Source organism: Nocardia cyriacigeorgica (assembly GCF_010868145.1).
Classification (GTDB): Bacteria; Actinomycetota; Actinomycetes; order Mycobacteriales; family Mycobacteriaceae; genus Nocardia; species Nocardia cyriacigeorgica_D.
The window spans coordinates 76,966-95,177 of sequence record NZ_JAAGUY010000003.1 but is presented as its reverse complement, the minus strand read 5'-3'; the positions used below and the strand labels follow the sequence as shown (position 1 = coordinate 95,177).

Genomic DNA, 18,212 nt, shown 5'->3' with positions numbered 1-18,212 from the left:
CGTGGCGTGACCGAGCGAAGGCCATCAGGTTGCTAAGTCGTTCCCCGCCAACAGTTTTCTGTCAGCGAGGTTCGTGTGTCGGCCACACTCGCCAGGCCTTGTGTACCGTACTCCGACCGTCTGCACCACGGCGGGGTGTTGCCACCATCGGCTGCCCGGCCGAGGCGGCGACTCGCCGGCCATAACGGCGTCCAGCGCGCCTCGTCTGGTCGACGCAGGCGCGCTGGACGCGGAGTTGCCCGCCGGACTCAGTGGCGGCGGACCTCCTCGCAGCGGGTATCCCACGCGGAGACCAGATCATCGGCCAGTACCGGTGCGCCGAGAATCTCGTCGTCGAAACCGAACGAGTCCAGCAGCGCGGGCAGGTTGGCAGCGAGGGTGTCGATCGCCTGGCCCAGCTCCTGCTGCACGGTCGTGACCCCGGCGATATCGAGCAGGCCATGGGTGAGGTACCACGCGGCGTGTTCGTCCAGGTAGTGCAGGGCGAACACGTCGCGCACCGCGGCGATCTCTGGATGTTCGGCGTGCTTGTCGAGCATCCGCAGGGCCTGTTCGGCGCAATGGGCGTCGGCAACGTTCAGCGCATCCGGAATGACCGCCAACCGATCCTCTAGCCCCGGGTTGTTCAGCCGCGGCTTGGCCTCCTGCGCGATGGTCAGCGTCCGAGCGTTGAGCAGGCGCGCGCGGTCCTGCGGGTCGGCGGGATCGTGCAGCCGCACTTCGGCAGGCGGCGACCCGGCCAGCTGCTTGGCCAGCACCCGACCGCCGACGGAACCGAGAACGTGGCAATCGCCCTCACCGGTAATGGCGGCATGGCAGACGCCGAGGTAGTCCGCGACCCGGTTGGCGCTGAACATGCCCTGTGCACCCATCTTGATCCGCGAGTGCGTTACCGTGGCCAAGGCGTGCGGCTGGATGAAGTACTTGGCCAGCATGACCGTCACCACGGTGTCGCGATCGGTGAGATCGCTGCCAGCCAGGAAGGTCTTGATCTCGTTGCCGAAGACCGTCCGTGCGACAGTGCCCGCCAGATCGGTGAGCAGGGTGTCGCGCACGTGCGGAAGATCGAGCATGAGGGGCCGGTCGACGGCAGTCATCGGAACGACCCGCTTGTTGGCATAGCTCAGGGCGATGTAGAGCGCGGAGCGGGCTGTCGCGTTCAGGCACGACGATAGCGCCATCCGGCCGACGGTCAGCTGGCTGATCGCCGACGGGAATGCCCGCTTCTGGCTCTTCTCGTCGCGCCAGGTCAGCACACCATTGTCATCGATGCTGGCCAGGTCATTGCTCAACCAGGCGCTGCGTTCGACCCGGAGATTGTCGAAGCTGATGATCGAGTTGTCCATGATGACCAGCGGCTGATGGTCGAGCTGGGTGATCGTCACGCCGGGAGCCGGGTCGCCGTTGGCGTCGCGCAGGCGTGCGGTGAACAGGTGCACGCCCTGATCCACGCCCGCCGCGTCGATGTAGCGCGCGCCGATGACGCAGACCCGCGATACCGGGATCCCGACACTTGGCATGAACTTTCGCGCACGCGGGTGCGGGGTGTTGAGCACGAACCCGTCGCCGTCCCAGGTCGCGGTGGTCTCCATGAATCCGATATTGGAGCCGCATCCATACTCGGTGAGCAGCATGACGCCGACGCTGGAAGCGTCGTCCAGGTCCTGCAAATACGGCGCAGCCGAGTCGGAATCGGTCAGCGTGGCCAGACTGCCCGAGGCCAGGTTGTAGTGTCCCGAGATCAGCGGGATCAGGTCGGTGGCCAGCACCGCGGACCAGTCGAACACCGCGAACAGGGAGGGCAGATCGGTCGCGATGGCCTTGGAGCTGCCGAGCTTGCCGACCAGGTAACGCAGCTGGTCATACGCGTTGAGACGTCGCTGCTCTTGGCTCTGCTGCTCCGTGACGGCGAAGTCCGGGTTGCTCAGAATCTCTTGCAACTGCTGATGAATCTCCGGGTTGCCATGCCGTATAAGCTCGGCCAGCGCTGTGCGTGCCATTGTCCATCCCTTTCGAAACACAATTGAGAAAGCGAAACGATCGCGCGGGTTCACATCGACAGATCAATGCACCACGAGCCTCAGTGAGGTCACCGAAAGCCGGCTACGCTACCCACCCCCAAGCCGTATCGGCGCATGAGGTCGCGGCGCGGTATCGCACGGATACCGCTGCACCACACCACTGCCGGGCATCACCGACCCCGACTCTGACACCGCGCGAATTCGCTCCGTCCGGAGGGTCCGGCTCGACGGCCTCGACCTCCGACTTCGTGATTTGTGTGTTCTGCTCGACCGCCACAACGATCACGGCAACCCGCGGCACCGCAGGTGCTGCAGAGTTGCCATGGCCGGGCTGAGACACGAAACGTATTGTGCCACAAACGCGTCCCCACAACGGGCGGTCTGCGCGAATCCATTGCCGTTCGTTTCAGCTACTCGGCAGTAGCCGAGCCGGATCATCTGGTACGCCCTGGAGGCGCCGAGATTTCCCGCAAACCAACGGCTTCGACGAATCTCACCCTCTGCCGCGGAGGGCTCACACACTCCGATCACAGGTCAGCGCGACCTCGACGGCGATGGGTTCGCCGGAGGCCTCGATGCGGACCTGATCGCGGCCGAAGGCGTGCAGGAGCAGTTCCGCGGGCTCGCCGCGCAGCACCACTTCGTCATCGCCCGCGCCCGCGGTAACCCTGCGGCCGTCGAGGGCTTCGAGGACGACCGTCACTGGGCAGTTGCGGTAGGACATGCGCGCGGTGCGGGTCAGCAGCTTCCAGAGCTGGTCCTGATCGGCGGCGGACAGCTCGCGGGGGTCCCATTCGTCGCCGGCGCGGCGCACGTCCTCGTGATGGATGAACATCTCGGACAGATTCACCACGGAATCGACCGGACGCAGCGGCGACCACCAGGGCGGGCCACTGCGCACCTCGTCGATCAGATCCGGAAACGGTCGTTGCGCAGCGGCGGCTTGCACCCGATCCAGGTGCCCGGCGAACTGTTTGATCAGGATGCCGGGAGCCGCGTCGGGGCGCCGCTCCCGAACCACCAGATGGGCGGCCAGATCTCGAACGGTCCATTCCCCACACAGGGTCGACGCGTCGGGCCCCGCTGCGATCATCGCGTCGGCCAGTGCCAGCCGTTCGCGTCGAGCCATGCTCATCTCCCGACCCTAACACCGCCGCTAAACCACCCTGACGATCCCCGATCCGCCCAGCTCACCCGGCACCGACCCCGACCCGGCCGAGTCCGTCACCCGGCGGGAATAGCTCGGTGCACGCCCTTGTTCCTTTGGTTGCCATGTCCACCATATGGGTGGACGAGAGGAGGAGGGCATCGTGCAGTTCGGAATCTTCACCGTCGGGGACGTCACCGTCGATCCAACGACCGGCCGCGCCCCGACTGAAGCGGAGCGGATCAAGGCCATGGTCGCGATCGCGCTGCGGGCCGAGGAGGTCGGGCTGGACGTCTTCGCCACCGGCGAGCATCACAATCCGCCGTTCGTGCCGTCGTCACCGACGACGATGCTCGGCTACGTCGCCGCGCGCACGCAGAACCTGCAGTTATCGACCGCGACGACCCTCATCACCACCAATGATCCGGTCAAGATCGCCGAGGACTTCGCGATGCTGCAGCACCTGGCCGACGGCCGGGTCGATCTCATGCTCGGCCGCGGCAACACCGGCCCGGTGTACCCGTGGTTCGGCAAGGACATCCGCGACGGTATCCCGTTGGCCGTGGAGAACTACCACCTGTTGCGCAAGCTGTGGCGTGAACCGAAGGTCGATTGGCAGGGCAAGTTCCGCACGCCGCTCCAGGGCTTCACCGCGACGCCGGCGCCGCTGGATCAGACGCCGCCGTTCGTCTGGCACGGTTCGATCCGTTCGCCGGAGATCGCCGAGCAGGCCGCCTACTACGGTGACGGCTTCTTCCACAACAACATCTTCTGGAACAAGGAACACACCGCCCAGATGGTGGGGCTGTACCGGCAGCGTTTCGAGCATTACGGTCACGGCGCCGCTGACCAGGCCATCGTCGGGCTCGGCGGGCAGGTGTTCATGGCCGAGACCGAGGCCGCGGCCAAGAAGTTCTTCCGCCCCTACTTCGACAACGCGCCCGTCTACGGGCACGGGCCGTCGATGGAGGAGTTCACCGAGTTGACCCCCTTGACCGTTGGCACGCCGGAACAGGTGATCGAGCGGACGCTCGGCTTCGCCGACAATGTCGGCGACTATCAGCGTCAGCTGTTCCTGCTCGACCACGCCGGGCTTCCGCTCGAGGTGGTACTGGAGCAGATCGAGATACTGGGCCGCGAGGTGGTTCCGACGCTGCGCAAGGAGTTCGAGGCGCGTCGTCCCGCTCATGTGCCCAGCGGCCCGCCCACCCACGCGAGCCTGGTGGCGGCCGGTCCGCAGGCACCGCATCGGCTGGTCGAGCCCGCCCGCGAGCGCGTGCTGGCCGCAGCGAGTGAGGAGTGAGGCGATGACCCGTCGAGTTGTGGTGCTGACGGCCGGCCTGTCGCAGCCGTCGTCGACCAGATTGCTGGCCGATCAGCTGGCCGATGCCATGTCCGCGGCGGTGACCGCCCGCGGCGAAGCCGTCGAATTCGAGGTGGTCGAACTTCGTGACCTGGCCACCGAATTGGCGACGACCGTCATCACCGGTGGACTGCCGACACCGGCGGTCGCCGCGGTTCGGGAGAAGGTGTCGGCCGCCGACGGAGTGATCGCCGTGACGCCGGTGTTCGCCGCGAGCTACAGCGGCCTGTTCAAAATGTTCATCGACATCCTCGATCCGGAATCGCTCAACGGGATGCCGGTGCTGGTCGCCGCCACCGCGGGGACGCCGCGTCATTCGCTCGTGCTCGAGCACGCCATGCGGCCGCTGTTCACCTATCTGCGGGCCGTCGTCGTGCCCACCGGAATCTTCGCCGCCACTGAGGATTTCGGATCGGCCGGGCTCGCCGAACGGGTGCGCCGCGCTGCCGCGGAGTTCGCGACGTTGATCGTCGCAGAGCGGACCGCGGTCGCCGGTTTCGTTCCGGACGAACCACGCAGGCAGCGCCACTCGGGCAATTCGCTCGCGACACCGACCCCGTTTGCCCAGCTACTCGCCGGCCACACCGGGAACGGCCATTCCCGCTGATTGCGCGCAGGCATCCACCGTCGGTTCCGAACCGCCGGTGGACGCTTCGCGTAGCGGCGGCTGAGCCCGCATCTCCCCGTACGCTCGTAGAACTGCGTCCGACGTCGTAGATTCGACACAACACGCGAAGCGAAGGGGTTGTCATGGCGGGCAAGCGCACCATCCTCACCGCGGGGTTGCGGCGGCTGTCGGTACTGCTGTCGGAGATGCGCGAGCAGGCAAATCTGACCAAGGAGGAGGTCAGCGCCAAGACCGGAATCAACGTCACCACGCTGTACCGGATCGAGCGGGCGCAGGCACGACCGCAGCGGCGCACGCTGCTGACGATGCTCGACCTGTACGGCGTCGACGATGCGCGCCGCAAGGACGCGCTGGAATTGCTCACCGACGCGCAGAAGCCGGGCATGTCACGGCCTTACGAGGCCAGTCTCACCGAAGTTTATGCGGCGTATATCAATTTCGAGTCCGTGGCGCTATCGGCGCGGCACTACCAGACCTCGTACGTCCCTGGCCTGCTGCAAACCGAGCAATACGCCTTGGCGGTGATCGATACCTCTATGCCCAAGGTCGACGCGGCGGTCATGGAACGCCGGGCGCGCGCCCGGATGGACCGTGCGGCGGTCCTCACCAAGGACGAACCGCTGGAGCTGTGGGTGGTGCTGGACGAGGCCGCGATCCGGCGCGTCGTCGGCGGACCGGAGATCATGCGCGGACAGCTGCACCGGCTGTTGGAAGAAGTGCTGAAGAAGAACGTGATCCTGCAGATCCTGCCGTTCGACGCGGGCGCCCATCCGGGTATGGCCGGCGCGTTCACCCTGCTGGACTTCCATGATCCCGCCGATCCGGAACTGGTGTACGTGGAGAGCATCTCCGGTGACGCCCTGATCGAAGGGCATAACGAGATCCGGCGATTCGGCGTCATCTTCGACCAGCTGCGCGCCATGGCGCTGAGCCCGCGCGATTCGGCGGCGCTCATCTCCGAGGCCGCGAGCAATGTGAGCTAACGCCTGCTGGCGCGGCGGTAGCCGATGGCCGCCGGGACGGCGAATACCACGATCGCGCCCACCGACCAGGCCAGTGTCGCCAGCAGCGGTTCGCGGACCGGCCCGCCAAGCGACAGCCCGCGCATGGCGTTGATGGCATGGCTCATCGGCTGATGTTCGACGATCGGGCGCGCCCATCCCGGATACGCGGCAAGCGGCACGAAACCCGTGCTGAAGAACATCATCATCGACGAACCCAGTGAAATCGCCTCGACCACGGCTGCTCTCGCGCCGAACACCGCGACGGTGGTGACCGCTGTCGCGAAGGCGAGTCCGAACAACAACGGCACCATCAGCAGCGCCACCGCCGCCGCGAACCCCTGCTCGAACCGGAAACCGAGCACCACACCGACGGCGAAAAGCACCACCGTGCAGGTCAGGATGCGCACACCCTCGGCGACGATCCGTGCCGCCAATCCGGAGGCACGATGCACCGGCAGCACCCAGAACCGCGCCAGCAGCCCCGCGTCGCGTTCCCTGCCGAGGGTGATCGCACCGGCCAGCGAACCCGACATCACTCCGACCAATGCCACCATCGGCACCGAACCGTAGAGCGCGCTGGCGCCGGAGAACGCGGTGATCTGCCGGCCGAGCACGGTCTGCAGCATCACCAGTAGCAGGGCCGGGAACAGCAGCGACTGCATGAGCGTCAGTGGGTCCCGCCACCAGCGCAGCAACAGTCGTTTGGTCTGGATGAGGGTTTGCGGCACCACCCGGCGCAGGGATTCGGTCGTGCCGGTGACCGCGGGCAGCTCATGCACTCGCGTGGCCCTCGGTGTCGCCGTGGTCATCGTCTGCGCACCGATTCCGCCACGGCCAGGCCGCCGAACACCAGCATCAGCCCGAATACCCAGGCCAAGGCCGGTCCCATGATCGGCCAGTCCACCGCACCCGCATTGCCCGTCGAGTCGCCCGCGAGTGCCCGCAGGGCGTCGATGAACCGGGAAATCGGCTGGTAGGTCGCGAAACCCTGGATCCAGGACGGGAATTGGTCGGCCGGCGCGAATCCGGTGGACACCATGCCGAGGATCAGTTGCGGCAGTACCAGGAACTGGGTGGTCGCCTCGGGGTTGCGCGTCAACCGGCCGAGCCAGTCCGCCCCCAGCGCGAAAGCGGCCGCGATCAGTAACGACAACGTGAGGAAACCCGCGGTATGCCACCAACTGCCGTAGAACCGGAATCCGATCACCGTGCCGCACACGACGGCGGCGGCCAGCGACACCGCGGTCCGGAACAGCGCCGCGGACATGCGTGCGGCCAGCGGTGCGGTCGCGGCGATCGGCATCGAACCGAATCGCGCGTCCAACCCGTCTCGGGCGTCGGTGGCGGCCCGCAGAGCGGCCGAGCCCGCGCAGAACGCCACCGACTGCATCACGATCATCGGCATCAGGAACTGCGCGTAACTGCTGAGCCCGTGACCATAGAAGCTCATCACCAGATTCAGCGGGACATAGAACCCCAGCGTGAACACCGTCGGCGCCAGCACCGCGGTCAGCAATTCGCCATTACGCCAGGACGGCCGGATCAATCGCCGGGTGAGCACCCACCACTGCCGCGCGGTACCCGCACGCACCGCGCGCCGGTCGCCGACCGGCGCGCTCACCACCTCGGTCCTGAGCTCGACACTCGCTCATCGTCCTCCGTTCGGACGCGCGAGACCATCACATCGCGGTCACGGCATGTGCGTGCCCCACCTGGTGCGGCGTGTGAAAGCCCACACCAAGTGGTCGACCGTTGTGGGTGGGCCCGTCGGCGACGGAGCGCCAGAGCACCCGGTCGGCGACGCGAAATCGGCCTCTGCCCAGCGGTTTCGACGACGACGCTCGGTGCGGCCGATATGTCGCGGGCCCGGTCACGAAAGTGACGAGACAAGTCCGGGTCGGTAACGTGTCCGTCGATGAACAGCATGGAAGCCCGGTTGGGTGAGGCGGCGCGGACGGTACCGCTACCGCACCCGTGGGACCTGAACGCCTACCTCGCTCAGGTGGCCGCCTACCGGAGCAGGCCGCTGTCGCTGCAACCCGTCCATCGGTCGGTGCTGGCCGAGATCGGCTGCGGCGGCAATGGGTTGTGGATCGCGCGCAAATACGACGACATCATCGTCTACGACGCGGCGGCGTCCGGCCGCAACACCGAGCACATCGTGTTGCACGCCGTCGGCCATATGCTGCTCGGACACGGCAATCTCGACACACCCGCGGCGGAATTGTCCCCCACATTGGCCTCGGTGCTGTCGTCGATGTCGCCCGGATCGGTCGCCCATGTGCTCGGCCGCGACGATTTCGGCGACGAACGTGAACGCGACGCCGGTGTCTTCGCGGAGATGACCATGGTCTACGCAACGCTGCCGCGCCGCAAAGTGCGCTCGTTCCGTCTGTTCGGCCGCGGGCGCTGAAACCGGCTGCGCCCGCTCACCACTCCCCTGCGGCGTCGGGGAGCCTGCGGTTGCCGACCCGCAATTCCACGATGAGGTCCTGATAGGTGTCGGCGACTTCGTGTAACCGCACCCACGCGTCGTAATAGACGGTGTCCGGCGCATGCGCGGAGGCCACGAAGGCGTGCACAGTCAGCTGCGCCATCCGGTCGACGATGCTGCCGACCGTTTCGGTGTGCATCCGCGCCGATCCGTGCGGTATCGGCGTCGCCAGCGTCACCCACCGATCGATCGCGCGGACCAGCTGTCCGCGCCGCCGATCCACCTTGGCCAGGGCGCTGACCGGGGTGCGCTCCCGCAGCTCGTGCAGCTGGGTCAGCTCACCGGCGGCATCCAGCATCGGATGATCGGCGTGCGGCAGACCACGGCACGCGGCGAGCACCAGCTCCTTGCTCGGAATCACCGGTACCACCTCGCCGCCGCACGTCCCCGGCGCACTAGGGACCGAGGCTCCGGCTGTCGCCGCCGCCTCGGACTCGGTGCACCGTTCACCCCGATAGCGTCCACCACTTCCCGGCAGCCGTCACCGTTTTCCGCAACTCTCGGTGTCACCGACCGGCGAGGCGCCCGAAACGCCTGCTTTCGGCAGCGGATTCAGGCCGAAACACTCGAGGATGCACCGGCGAGATAGTCCGGTCCCCCGACGTAGGTGGTCGTGCCGGACTCCGCATCACTCGACGCGGCCGCGGCCACCGCGGCGGCGAACTCGCCGATCGTCGGCAGCTCGGCTTGGTCACGGCGCGCCGTGCCCGCCTCCGGGTCACGCCGTTCCAGCAGCCGCACGATGATGGTGCCGTCGATCATGTCACCGGACACGATGAGCACCCGGATACCGCGCTCGGCCAGTTCCGGGATCATCGCACGCAAGGCGTCTTCGCCGGCGCGTTTGCTCGCCGCGATGGGCTCGTAGTCGGCGGGTACCGGTTTGCGCCCGTGAAAGTGCGCCTGGTGGCTGGTGACGAAGACGATGCGAGCCCCGGCAGGCATATGTGGCAGGGCCAGTCGCACCAATCGCACCTGCGCATCCCGGTTGATCGTCATCGCGTAATCCGGTGCGGCGCCTCGTTCCAGCCCGCCCGACGCGTTGAGCACCAGCACGTCCAGCTGTCCGTGACGCTCGGTCACCTCGTCGATCAGGGCCTGGGTGGAAGCCGCGTCGCAGATATCGGCGCCGGCGATGGATGCGGTGCCGCCGGCCGCGATGATCTCGGTCGCGAGCGTCTCGGCGCGTTTGCGCTTCTCGCGGTAGTTGATGACGACGTGGTCATCACCTGCCGCAAGCACCCGGGCCGTCTCGGCACCGATGCCGCGGGATGCGCCCGTGATCACGACCGTGCGCCGCGCTCCCTTCGCCTCCGATGCTGCCTTCGCCTCGGATTCGCCCATCCGGCACGCCTTCCCGTCCATGCCGCACCCGGCACCATGCTTCTGATTTAGAATCACTATGGTGGTTCTAAATGAGAAGCGCAAGTGAGCCGACGCCGTCGCGTGGACAGCACGACCCCACCCACGCGCCGATACTGGCGGCGATGGATCTACTCGGACAGCGCTGGGTGCTGCGCGCGATCTGGGAACTGGAACCGGGCAGGATCGGCTTCCTCGAGCTGCGCCGGCGCATGGGCAACTGCTCGTCGAGCATGTTGTCCACACGCTTACAGCACCTGCAGACCGCGGGCCTGGTCACCAAGAACACCGACAAGAGCTACGAGCTCACCACAGCGGGCACCGAACTCTGCGAAGCACTCGAACCGCTGTGGACATGGTCCGAACGCTGGACACCGACGGCACCCGACTCGCCGGACGGCCCGTGAGCGCGTTCCGGCGAGTTCACCGGATCACTTGAGGCGAACGCTGGAGAAGTGCGCCGTTTCGGGCGTCGGCGCCGCCGTCAGATACAGCGCGTCGGAGTCGCCGAGGGAAGCACCGTTGCCGAATTCCAGCCCACGCAGGCCCGGCACCGAGAGCGGGGCGCCCGCGGTGTCGCGCACATAGTCGACGAACTTCCCGGTGGTGTCGTCGTAGGCCAGGATGCGGCCCGCTCCCCCGGTATTGCCGATCAGCAACTTGCCACTGAGCGGGCCGAAGGTGGACGGCGTGACCGTCACCGCCCATGGCGCATTGAGCCTGCCGCCGTCATCGAGGATGCGGACCAGGGTGCCGTCGGCGGCGAACTCGGCGACTTTGCCCTTGGCCGGCTCGTCAGCGGCAGAGCCGTCGGCGTCGACAACCTCGCGCTCGCCCACCGCGAACTTCTCGGTGTCATCGGCATGGGGCCGGGTCACCGCATAGGAGACGAAGACGCGGTCACCGACGACGGTGATGTTGAACGGCGCGAGATCACCCGGCACCGGTGTGCGACCGAGTTCCGGCTTATCGGCGTCGACGGCCTCGCCGGTGGCGAACGGGTTGGCGAATCCGGCGGTCGCCACCAGTTGCCAGTTCTTGTCGAACGTGCGCACCTGCGGTTCGGCGCCGAAATCGGCGGCCAGCAGCGTGTCACCCGACGGCGCCAGCGCGATGCCGTAGAACGCCATCTGCTGTGCGGAACCGTCGAACACCAGATTCGCCGGACCGTCATGCCGGATAACGGCCCCATCGGGCGCCACATCCGTCCACGCGGAGATCTTGCCGGAATCGGTGGCGATGATATTGCGCGCCGACCCGGTCAGCAGCAACGGCGGCAGACCCTCGAACGGCACGGGCTGATCACGCACCACGAACACATCCGAGTTCGGCGGCGCCGGATTCGCCACGACACCGGTCACTGTGCCCGCACTCTTGTCCGAGGTATCGGAATCGGCACCGGGCACCGTCATCGCCACAAACCCATCCTGTGACAGTGTGTGCAGCTCGGGCTTGTCGGCCGACCGGACGTCGCCGAGGAAGCCGAAGGCCTTACCACCCGCGCCGACGAGGAAGTGCCCGCCTGCCCGGTCGGCGAAGCCCCATGCGTTCACCAGTTCGGAGACGGTAACGGCGGCGTGCGCGTCGTCGTCGCCCGCGGCCAGGGCGGTCAGTACGTAACGGTTGCCGTCCAGCGCGACGTCATCGGGCCGTGAGCCGGCGTCCGAACAGGCGGCGGCGACCACGAGCACAGCACCGAGTGCCGAGACGCGCAGCAGAGCGGTGCGCGAGCGCCAGTTACCGGAATCGGCCCGGTGTCCGTACAGCATTCTTGTCCCTTCCGACAACACAGCCCCTCACCCATCAGGCGTGGCTCACCTTAGCGTGTAAGAAACAAGGGAGCCGGGAAACATCGCTTCCGCCATGGGTTTAAGCTGGCCGCCGTGGTCGAACCCCAGCCGCCTGTCGCGCCCCATCCTGATATCGCACCGCTGGCCCCGTTGCTCGGCACCTGGCGCGGTACCGGGCACGGTGAATACCCGACGATCGAATCGTTCGACTACCTGGAGGAAATCCATTTCGGCCATATCGGCCGGCCATTCCTCACCTACCGGCAACGCACCCGCGCCACCGACGACAACCGCCCGCTACACGCCGAGACCGGGTACCTGCGGTGCCCGCGCCCGGATCGAGTCGAGCTGATCCTGGCGCACCCGACGGGTATCACCGAAATATGCGAAGGCGCGCTTACCGTCGTCGACGGCGAAATCCGCTTCGAATTCGAGTCGACGAATATCGGGCTCAGCGGCACCGCGAAATCGGTGACCGCACTCGGACGCTCCATTCGACAATCCGGCGACGTCATCGACTACACGCTGCGGATGGCGGCGGTGGGCGAACCGCTGCAACACCATCTGGCAGCCACGTTGTATCGCGCCTGAACTACTCCGAGACTCCGCGCACGGATAACGGGATGGTCACGAATCGGCGGTGGCTAGGGTCACGATTTCCGGTCGGATATACGGTCGGCCACATTTTTCTTGTCTCGGCCCGCGGTTAACGCATAGGTTGGCCTTAACAGCAAACATCCAGTCATTCTCTGGCGAATTCACTTGCCGCAACGAGGCTGCAGCACGAGCTCTTCCCGCACACCCTGATTCGAGGGAGCCGGCCATGAAGCGTTCTACCCTTGTCCTCATCACCGCCGGAATGATTTTGAGCGGCGCCGGGGTCGTCGAGATCATCGGCACCGACACCTCGGCTTCCGGCGGCGCGGTTCACCCGGCCGTCATCCGCGAGATAGAACCGGCGCGTGAATCCCCCGACAGTTATCCGAACGCGACAGTCTTCGCAGGCCCCACGGCCCAGCTCTTCTCCGCCACCTATCTCACCGCAGCGGTACAACTGCGTTCCGCTCTGTCGGCCGAAGATCGACCACTCAGTAGCCCGGCGGCAGCGCCGCGAACATATCCCGGGTGACGGCCACCGCGTTGTCGGAGCTTCCGCCCTTCACCAGCAGCGTCGCGAAGGCGAGGCCGCCGCGGTAGCCGACGAACCACGAGTGTGAACCGCCGTCGACCTCGGCCTCACCGGTCTTGCCGTACACCTCGCCTTGGTCGGCGATTCGGCCCGCGGTGCCGCCGGTGACCACCTTGCGCATCATCGTCCGCAGACCGTCGATCACGGCCGGCTCGATGTCGGGCCGGTCCCCGTCCACGGTGGTTGCGCGCCCCGCGATCAGATAAGGCACCGGCACTGCCCCGTGTGCCACCGTCGCGGCCACGAGCGCCATCGCGAACGGGCTGACCACCACCCGACCCTGCCCGATACCGTCCTCGGCACGCTGGACCTCGTCGTCGGCGGGTGGCACCGAACCCGACGCCGTTGGCAGCCCCGCCACCGAGTAGACCGGTCCGATCCCGAAGGCGGCCGCCATATCGTGCAGTGCGTCCGCCGACAGCTTGCTGGCCAGAGTGGCGAACGTGGTGTTGCACGAGCGTTCATAGGCGGTCGCCATCGGCACACTGCCCACGGTGAAGTGGTTGTAGTTCGGGATGGTGCGCTCACCGATAATGGTCTGGCTCGGACACGGCAGGACGGTGTCGGGAGAAGCGAGGTCCTCGGTCATCGCCGCCGCCGCGGTGACGGTCTTGAAGACCGAACCCGGCGGATACTGGCCGATGGTCGCGACCGGTCCGTCGCGGTCGGCGGCCTCGTTCTGCGCCACCGCGACGATCGCACCGGTCGACGGCTCGATCACCACCATCATGGTCTGCTCTGTGCGCAGCGACACCGCATGCTGCGCGGCGTTCTGCACATTGCGGTCGACGCTGAGCGAGAACGACGGCGCAGGCTGCGCGGCCACCTCGGTCAACACCCCGGTCTCGGCGCCATTGGCGTTCTCCAGGACCACACTCCAGCCCGCCTTGCCGTCGACCTCGTCGATCACCGTCTGCCTGACCTGCGTCATCAGATCGGGAGCGAAGCCACGTTCGGTGGGCACCAGATCCCATTCCTGGGTAAGTGTCACGCCGGGCAGACCGATGAGATCAATACTGACCTGGTCGAATTCGAACTCGCTGAGCTTGGCGACGGTGTAGGCGCCCTGTGCCCTGCGGGCCGAGTCGAGGATCGCCGACGCGGTCAGTTCCTTGTCGAAGCGGATCAGCGCGGCCGAGAGCGCACCTGCCACCGAGCCGGGGTCGGACGCGTCGGCGGCACGGAAGGTCACCCGCGACACCTTGCCGGGGACCAGGACATCGCTGCCGGACTGTTCGTTGACCCTGGCGCGCGGCGCCGGCTCCGACCGCAGCACCATCTCCTGGGTGTCGCCGAGTTCGGGATGAATATTCGACGAGGTCCAGCGCACCGTCCACCGACCGTCGGTGCGGCCCATCTGCAGCTTTCCGGAGTAGGTCCACACCCGGTTCTTCGGAAGCACCCATTCGTAGGTGTAGTCGACGGTTGCGGTGTCACCGGCGACGCGGGCAGCGCCGGTATGCGCCTTCAGCTGCTCGGCCTGCAACCCGGTCCATGCCGAAGTCAGTGCCTGCCTTGCCCGTTCGGGCTGGCTTGTCCGCTCGGACGCGGACTCGACGTCATGTCCGGCGAAGGCGCTGACGAACGCGTCGGCGGCGGTGATCGGCCCCTGTGGGCCCGCCGCACAGCCCGTTGCGGCAACCGCGAGCGCGGCGACGAACAGCACGAGGAACAGGCGAGTCGACATCGGACCGATGGTAACCGGCCACCGGCGGGCAAACACCTGTGGCGCACCGGAGTTCGGCGGCCGTCAGTCCAGCAGCACCGTGGTGAAGGTGGCGATCTGCCGGAACCCGACGCGGCGGTAGGCCTTGCGCGCGATCTCGTTGTAGTCGTTGACATACAGGCTGGCGGTGCGCCCGGAGGCCACCACCGCATTGGCCACCGCGGCGGTGCCCGCGGTGCCGACTCCGTTGCCGCGCCGGTCGGGATGTACCCAGACGCCCTGGATCTGGCCGGTGCGCCGCGACAGCGACCCCACTTCGGCCTTGTACACCACCCGGCCGTCCTCGAATCTGGCCCACGCACGCCCGGATTCGATCAGGCCCGCGACCCGCCTCCGGTATCCGCGACCACCGTCACCTGCCCGTGGGTCGACCCCGACCTCTTCGATGAACATGGCGATAGCGGCCTGCAGATAGCGGTCGATCTCGTCGACCCGCACCCGGCGCACCTGCGGATCGGGCGCGGCTGCGGCGGGCTCGTCCAGAGCGAGCAACGGCTGGTCGGCACGCAGTTCGCGAGCCGGGCCCCACTGCTCGACCAGCATCTCCCACAACGGCAGCGCCAGCTCCTGACGGCCGACGACCGAGGAGCAGATGCGCGGCCAGCGGATGGCGCGGTCGGCGAAGGCGCGTAGCGCGTCCTGATCACCGAGCAGCGGCACCAGATTCACCCCGGAGAAGCACAGCGACTCGGCAGGCCCACCGCGACTCCACAGCTCACCCTGCCCGCCGCCGGCATCGATGCCGAATTCTTGTAGCCGGGCCGCGACCATACAGCACGCCACCGGATCGGCATCCAGCACTCGCAGGACCTGCGCCAGGTCCCGCTTGGCGAGCTGACGCGCGGGGAGGTTTTTCGCACGTCGCGTCGGCTCCAGCAGACTCCGCACGTCTCACAGCCTGCCATGAACCGGGGCGTCGCGCCCCGGGTATCCCGAAACCCCTGGTCCGGTACGGCGTTCAGCCGACGGTGACGACCGGATCCCCGGCGCCGACATCCTCGCCCATCTCCTCGGCGATGCGCATGGCCTCTTCGATCAGGGTCTCCACGATCTGCGCCTCCGGCACGGTCTTGATGACCTCACCCTTGACGAAGATCTGCCCCTTGCCGTTGCCGGAGGCGACCCCGAGGTCGGCCTCGCGCGCCTCACCGGGACCGTTGACCACACAGCCCATCACGGCGACCCGCAGCGGCACCTCCATTCCCTCCAGCCCGGCGCTCACCTCGTTGGCGAGGGTGTAGACGTCGACCTGGGCACGACCACACGAGGGGCACGAGACGATCTCCAGCTTGCGCGGACGCAGGTTCAGCGACTGCAGGATCTGCCCGCCGACCTTGATCTCCTCCGCGGGCGGTGCCGACAGCGACACCCGGATCGTGTCGCCGATGCCCTCACTCAGCAGCGCACCGAAGGCCACCGCCGACTTGATGGTGCCCTGGAACGCGGGCCCCGCCTCGGTCACACCGAGATGCAGTGGGTAGTCGCACTGGGCGGCCAGCTGCCGGTAGGCCTCAACCATGATCACCGGGTCGTTGTGCTTGACCGAGATCTTGATATCGCCGAAGCCGTGTTCCTCGAACAGGCTCGCCTCCCACAGCGCCGATTCGACCAGCGCCTCCGGGGTGGCCTTGCCGTACTTCTCCAGCATCCGCTTGTCGAGCGAGCCCGCGTTCACACCGATACGGATCGGGATACCGGCATCGCCCGCAGCCTTGGCGACCTCCTTGACCCGGCCGTCGAACTCCTTGATGTTGCCGGGGTTGACGCGCACCGCGGCGCAACCGGCGTCGATCGCGGCGAAGATGTAGCGGGGCTGGAAATGGATGTCGGCGATCACCGGGATCTGCGATTTCTTCGCGATCACCGGCAGCGCGTCGGCGTCCTCCTGGCGGGGACAGGCCACGCGCACGATATCGCAGCCTGACGCGGTCAGCTCCGCGATCTGCTGCAACGTCGCGTTGATGTCATGAGTCTTGGTGGTCGTCATCGACTGCACCGAAATCGGGTGATCGCTGCCCACACCGACGTTGCCCACCATCAGCTGACGAGTCTTGCGGCGGGGAGTCAGCACGGCCGCGGGCGCGGACGGCATTCCCAATCCGATTGTGCTGGTCACCTTCGACTGCCTGCTTTCGTCTGGTTCGGGCCGTTCGCCTGCGAGTCTAGTCGCGCGGAAACGTCGTTCTGCTGTGACCACCATGACAGGGCGACGGCCGTCACCCGAACATCCGGTGCGCCGGTCAGGGGAACAGTTCGATGGGGTTGACGATGTCGGCGACAAGCGTCAACACCATGTAGGCGCCGCCGATCACCACCGCCACGTAGGTCACCGGCAGCAACTTCAGGTAGTCGACCGGCGCACCGGGCGCCAGCCCCTTCCAGCCGCGGACGATGTTGCGGAGCTTTTCGTAGAGCACCACCGCGATATGCCCGCCGTCCAGCGGGAGCAGCGGCAACAGGTTGAACGCGCCGAGGAAGAAGTTCAGGCTGGCCAGCACCAGGATGAACAGCCCCCACAGGCCGCGCTCGGCCGTCTCGCCACCGATCTTGGAGGCGCCGTACACGCTCACCGGGGTTTCCGGATCGCGCTCCCCGCCGGTCACCGCGGTCCACAGATCTGCCACCTTGGCGGGCATCTGGGCCAGCGATTCGAAGGTGCGCACGAACATGTCACCGGTGAACGCGCCCGCGGCCGGGATGGCGGTCAGCATGTTGTACTTGACGGGGCCGTAGTAGTCGGAGCCGACGCCGACGGCGCCCACTTCACGGCCCGGCCCGCCATCGGACGGGTAGCGGGTCACACGTTCCGGGGTGACCGGGATCGTCAGCGTCTGGCCGTCACGCTCGACGGTGTAGGTGAACGGGCCGGTCTGGTTCTGGGTCTCGGACTGGAACTCCTGCCAGGTATCGACCTCGACGCCATTGACGGCTGTCACGACGTCGCCACGCTGCAGTCCGGCCCGCTGCGCGGGTCCGCTACCGGTGCATTCGGCCAGGGTGCCGTCCGGATTCTGCTGGGCGACACAGCTCATCTCGCCCAGAGCGGTCGGCGGTGGCTGATCGAAACTCGGCAGACCCCAGCCGACGGCCAGCACGACCACCAGCAGGAAACCGAGCAAGAAATTCATCGCGATACCGCCGAACATGACGACAAGGCGCTTCCAGGTGGCCTGCCGGTACATGGCCCGGTCGAGCTCCTCTGGCTCGAGCTCGTCGAGCGCGGTCATGCCCGCGATATCGCAGAACCCGCCCAACGGCAGCGCCTTCACGCCGTACTCGGTCTCACCCCGGCGAAAGGAGAAGATGCGCGGCCCGAAGCCGATGAAATACCGCCGCACTTTCATCCCGGTCGCCTGTGCGGCCCACATATGCCCGCACTCGTGTAGCGCGATCGAGATTGTGATGCCGAGGGCGAACAGCGCGAAACCGAACGCGAACACCATTTGCTCTACAGCCCTCCTGCGTTGCGCAGCTCGTCAGTACCCGGC

The 18,212-nt window shown here is 67.1% G+C and carries 18 protein-coding genes; 7 read left to right on the top strand and 11 right to left on the bottom strand.

Annotation, left to right across the window (positions count from 1 at the left end):
- Positions 1 to 248: 248 nt before the first annotated feature.
- Positions 249 to 2,000: an acyl-CoA dehydrogenase gene (locus GV792_RS06830; RefSeq protein ID WP_163822871.1), complete on the bottom strand. Its 1,752-nt coding sequence runs from the start codon at positions 1,998 to 2,000 to the stop codon at positions 249 to 251.
- A gap of 535 nt (positions 2,001 to 2,535) precedes the next feature.
- The gene (locus GV792_RS06825; RefSeq protein WP_163822869.1) at positions 2,536 to 3,156 is read right to left on the bottom strand and encodes a TIGR03085 family metal-binding protein; all 621 of its coding nucleotides are present in this window, start codon (positions 3,154 to 3,156) and stop codon (positions 2,536 to 2,538) included.
- 175 nt (positions 3,157 to 3,331) lie between these two features.
- Between GV792_RS06825 and GV792_RS06820 the strand changes: the two genes are divergently transcribed.
- The 3 genes from GV792_RS06820 to GV792_RS06810 all read left to right on the top strand — a co-directional run bounded on the left by GV792_RS06820 (position 3,332) and on the right by GV792_RS06810 (position 6,142).
- Complete coding sequence (locus GV792_RS06820) at positions 3,332 to 4,471, top strand: LLM class flavin-dependent oxidoreductase (protein WP_163822867.1); 1,140 nt, start codon at positions 3,332 to 3,334, stop codon at positions 4,469 to 4,471.
- Positions 4,472 to 4,475: 4 nt separating this feature from the next.
- Positions 4,476 to 5,138: an FMN reductase gene (locus tag GV792_RS06815; RefSeq protein WP_163822865.1), complete on the top strand. Its 663-nt coding sequence runs from the start codon at positions 4,476 to 4,478 to the stop codon at positions 5,136 to 5,138.
- 143 nt (positions 5,139 to 5,281) lie between these two features.
- Positions 5,282 to 6,142, top strand: a complete 861-nt coding sequence (locus tag GV792_RS06810) for a helix-turn-helix domain-containing protein (protein WP_163822863.1) — start codon at positions 5,282 to 5,284, stop codon at positions 6,140 to 6,142.
- Here GV792_RS06810 and GV792_RS06805 read toward each other — a convergent pair.
- Positions 6,139 to 6,972, bottom strand: coding sequence for an ABC transporter permease (locus tag GV792_RS06805; protein WP_163822861.1), 834 nt, complete (start codon positions 6,970 to 6,972; stop codon positions 6,139 to 6,141). The genes GV792_RS06810 and GV792_RS06805 overlap by 4 nt on opposite strands.
- A complete protein-coding gene (locus tag GV792_RS06800; protein ID WP_163822859.1) occupies positions 6,969 to 7,784 on the bottom strand; it encodes an ABC transporter permease in 816 nt (271 codons plus the stop codon). The genes GV792_RS06805 and GV792_RS06800 overlap by 4 nt, the downstream gene beginning before the upstream one ends.
- A gap of 294 nt (positions 7,785 to 8,078) precedes the next feature.
- On the opposite strand from GV792_RS06800, the gene GV792_RS06795 reads away from it, so the two are divergent.
- Positions 8,079 to 8,576: a hypothetical protein gene (locus GV792_RS06795; RefSeq protein WP_256667935.1), complete on the top strand. Its 498-nt coding sequence runs from the start codon at positions 8,079 to 8,081 to the stop codon at positions 8,574 to 8,576.
- Positions 8,577 to 8,592: 16 nt separating this feature from the next.
- On the opposite strand, the gene GV792_RS06790 is transcribed toward GV792_RS06795, so the two are convergent.
- The gene (locus tag GV792_RS06790; protein ID WP_163822857.1) at positions 8,593 to 9,018 is read right to left on the bottom strand and encodes a DUF4254 domain-containing protein; all 426 of its coding nucleotides are present in this window, start codon (positions 9,016 to 9,018) and stop codon (positions 8,593 to 8,595) included.
- Positions 9,019 to 9,209: 191 nt separating this feature from the next.
- Positions 9,210 to 10,001, bottom strand: coding sequence for an SDR family oxidoreductase (locus GV792_RS06785; RefSeq protein WP_163822856.1), 792 nt, complete (start codon positions 9,999 to 10,001; stop codon positions 9,210 to 9,212).
- 71 nt (positions 10,002 to 10,072) lie between these two features.
- On the opposite strand from GV792_RS06785, the gene GV792_RS06780 reads away from it, so the two are divergent.
- A complete protein-coding gene (locus GV792_RS06780) occupies positions 10,073 to 10,426 on the top strand; it encodes a winged helix-turn-helix transcriptional regulator (protein WP_175582941.1) in 354 nt (117 codons plus the stop codon).
- A 24-nt stretch (positions 10,427 to 10,450) separates the two neighbouring features.
- Here the strand turns inward: GV792_RS06780 and GV792_RS06775 are convergent, their stop codons facing one another.
- A complete protein-coding gene (locus GV792_RS06775; protein WP_163822854.1) occupies positions 10,451 to 11,788 on the bottom strand; it encodes a TIGR03118 family protein in 1,338 nt (445 codons plus the stop codon).
- Between the two features lie 114 nt (positions 11,789 to 11,902).
- Here GV792_RS06775 and GV792_RS06770 point away from each other — a divergent pair, with 114 nt between their 5' ends.
- The gene (locus tag GV792_RS06770) at positions 11,903 to 12,400 is read left to right on the top strand and encodes a peroxynitrite isomerase (protein ID WP_163822852.1); all 498 of its coding nucleotides are present in this window, start codon (positions 11,903 to 11,905) and stop codon (positions 12,398 to 12,400) included.
- Between the two features lie 232 nt (positions 12,401 to 12,632).
- Positions 12,633 to 12,938, top strand: coding sequence for a hypothetical protein (locus GV792_RS06765; protein ID WP_163822850.1), 306 nt, complete (start codon positions 12,633 to 12,635; stop codon positions 12,936 to 12,938).
- Here the strand turns inward: GV792_RS06765 and GV792_RS06760 are convergent.
- The 4 genes from GV792_RS06760 to GV792_RS06745 all read right to left on the bottom strand — a co-directional run bounded on the left by GV792_RS06760 (position 12,898) and on the right by GV792_RS06745 (position 18,167).
- On the bottom strand, positions 12,898 to 14,685 hold the full coding sequence (locus tag GV792_RS06760) for a penicillin-binding transpeptidase domain-containing protein (protein ID WP_163822849.1): 1,788 nt from the start codon (positions 14,683 to 14,685) through the stop codon (positions 12,898 to 12,900). The genes GV792_RS06765 and GV792_RS06760 overlap by 41 nt on opposite strands.
- A gap of 63 nt (positions 14,686 to 14,748) precedes the next feature.
- Positions 14,749 to 15,612 carry a GNAT family N-acetyltransferase gene (locus GV792_RS06755; protein ID WP_163822848.1) on the bottom strand — a complete coding sequence of 288 codons (864 nt, stop codon included), beginning with the start codon at positions 15,610 to 15,612 and terminating at the stop codon, positions 14,749 to 14,751.
- Between the two features lie 70 nt (positions 15,613 to 15,682).
- Positions 15,683 to 16,840 (bottom strand): flavodoxin-dependent (E)-4-hydroxy-3-methylbut-2-enyl-diphosphate synthase, encoded by a 1,158-nt coding sequence (gene ispG / locus GV792_RS06750; protein WP_163822846.1) that lies wholly within the window; start codon positions 16,838 to 16,840, stop codon positions 15,683 to 15,685.
- 124 nt (positions 16,841 to 16,964) lie between these two features.
- Positions 16,965 to 18,167, bottom strand: coding sequence for a M50 family metallopeptidase (locus tag GV792_RS06745; protein ID WP_163822845.1), 1,203 nt, complete (start codon positions 18,165 to 18,167; stop codon positions 16,965 to 16,967).
- Positions 18,168 to 18,212 lie beyond the last annotated feature (45 nt).

What these genes read in the sequence shown, in the direction of transcription:
- GV792_RS06830 (WP_163822871.1), bottom strand. Translation starts at nt 2,000, where the DNA reads ATGGCACGCACAGCGCTGGCCGAGCTTATACGGCATGGCAACCCGGAG.
- GV792_RS06825 (WP_163822869.1), bottom strand. Translation starts at nt 3,156, where the DNA reads ATGAGCATGGCTCGACGCGAACGGCTGGCACTGGCCGACGCGATGATC.
- GV792_RS06815 (WP_163822865.1), top strand. Translation starts at nt 4,476, where the DNA reads ATGACCCGTCGAGTTGTGGTGCTGACGGCCGGCCTGTCGCAGCCGTCG.
- GV792_RS06810 (WP_163822863.1), top strand. Translation starts at nt 5,282, where the DNA reads ATGGCGGGCAAGCGCACCATCCTCACCGCGGGGTTGCGGCGGCTGTCG.
- GV792_RS06805 (WP_163822861.1), bottom strand. Translation starts at nt 6,972, where the DNA reads ATGACCACGGCGACACCGAGGGCCACGCGAGTGCATGAGCTGCCCGCG.
- GV792_RS06795 (WP_256667935.1), top strand. Translation starts at nt 8,079, where the DNA reads ATGAACAGCATGGAAGCCCGGTTGGGTGAGGCGGCGCGGACGGTACCG.
- GV792_RS06785 (WP_163822856.1), bottom strand. Translation starts at nt 10,001, where the DNA reads ATGGGCGAATCCGAGGCGAAGGCAGCATCGGAGGCGAAGGGAGCGCGG.
- GV792_RS06780 (WP_175582941.1), top strand. Translation starts at nt 10,073, where the DNA reads ATGAGAAGCGCAAGTGAGCCGACGCCGTCGCGTGGACAGCACGACCCC.
- GV792_RS06775 (WP_163822854.1), bottom strand. Translation starts at nt 11,788, where the DNA reads ATGCTGTACGGACACCGGGCCGATTCCGGTAACTGGCGCTCGCGCACC.
- GV792_RS06765 (WP_163822850.1), top strand. Translation starts at nt 12,633, where the DNA reads ATGAAGCGTTCTACCCTTGTCCTCATCACCGCCGGAATGATTTTGAGC.
- GV792_RS06760 (WP_163822849.1), bottom strand. Translation starts at nt 14,685, where the DNA reads ATGTCGACTCGCCTGTTCCTCGTGCTGTTCGTCGCCGCGCTCGCGGTT.
- GV792_RS06745 (WP_163822845.1), bottom strand. Translation starts at nt 18,167, where the DNA reads ATGGTGTTCGCGTTCGGTTTCGCGCTGTTCGCCCTCGGCATCACAATC.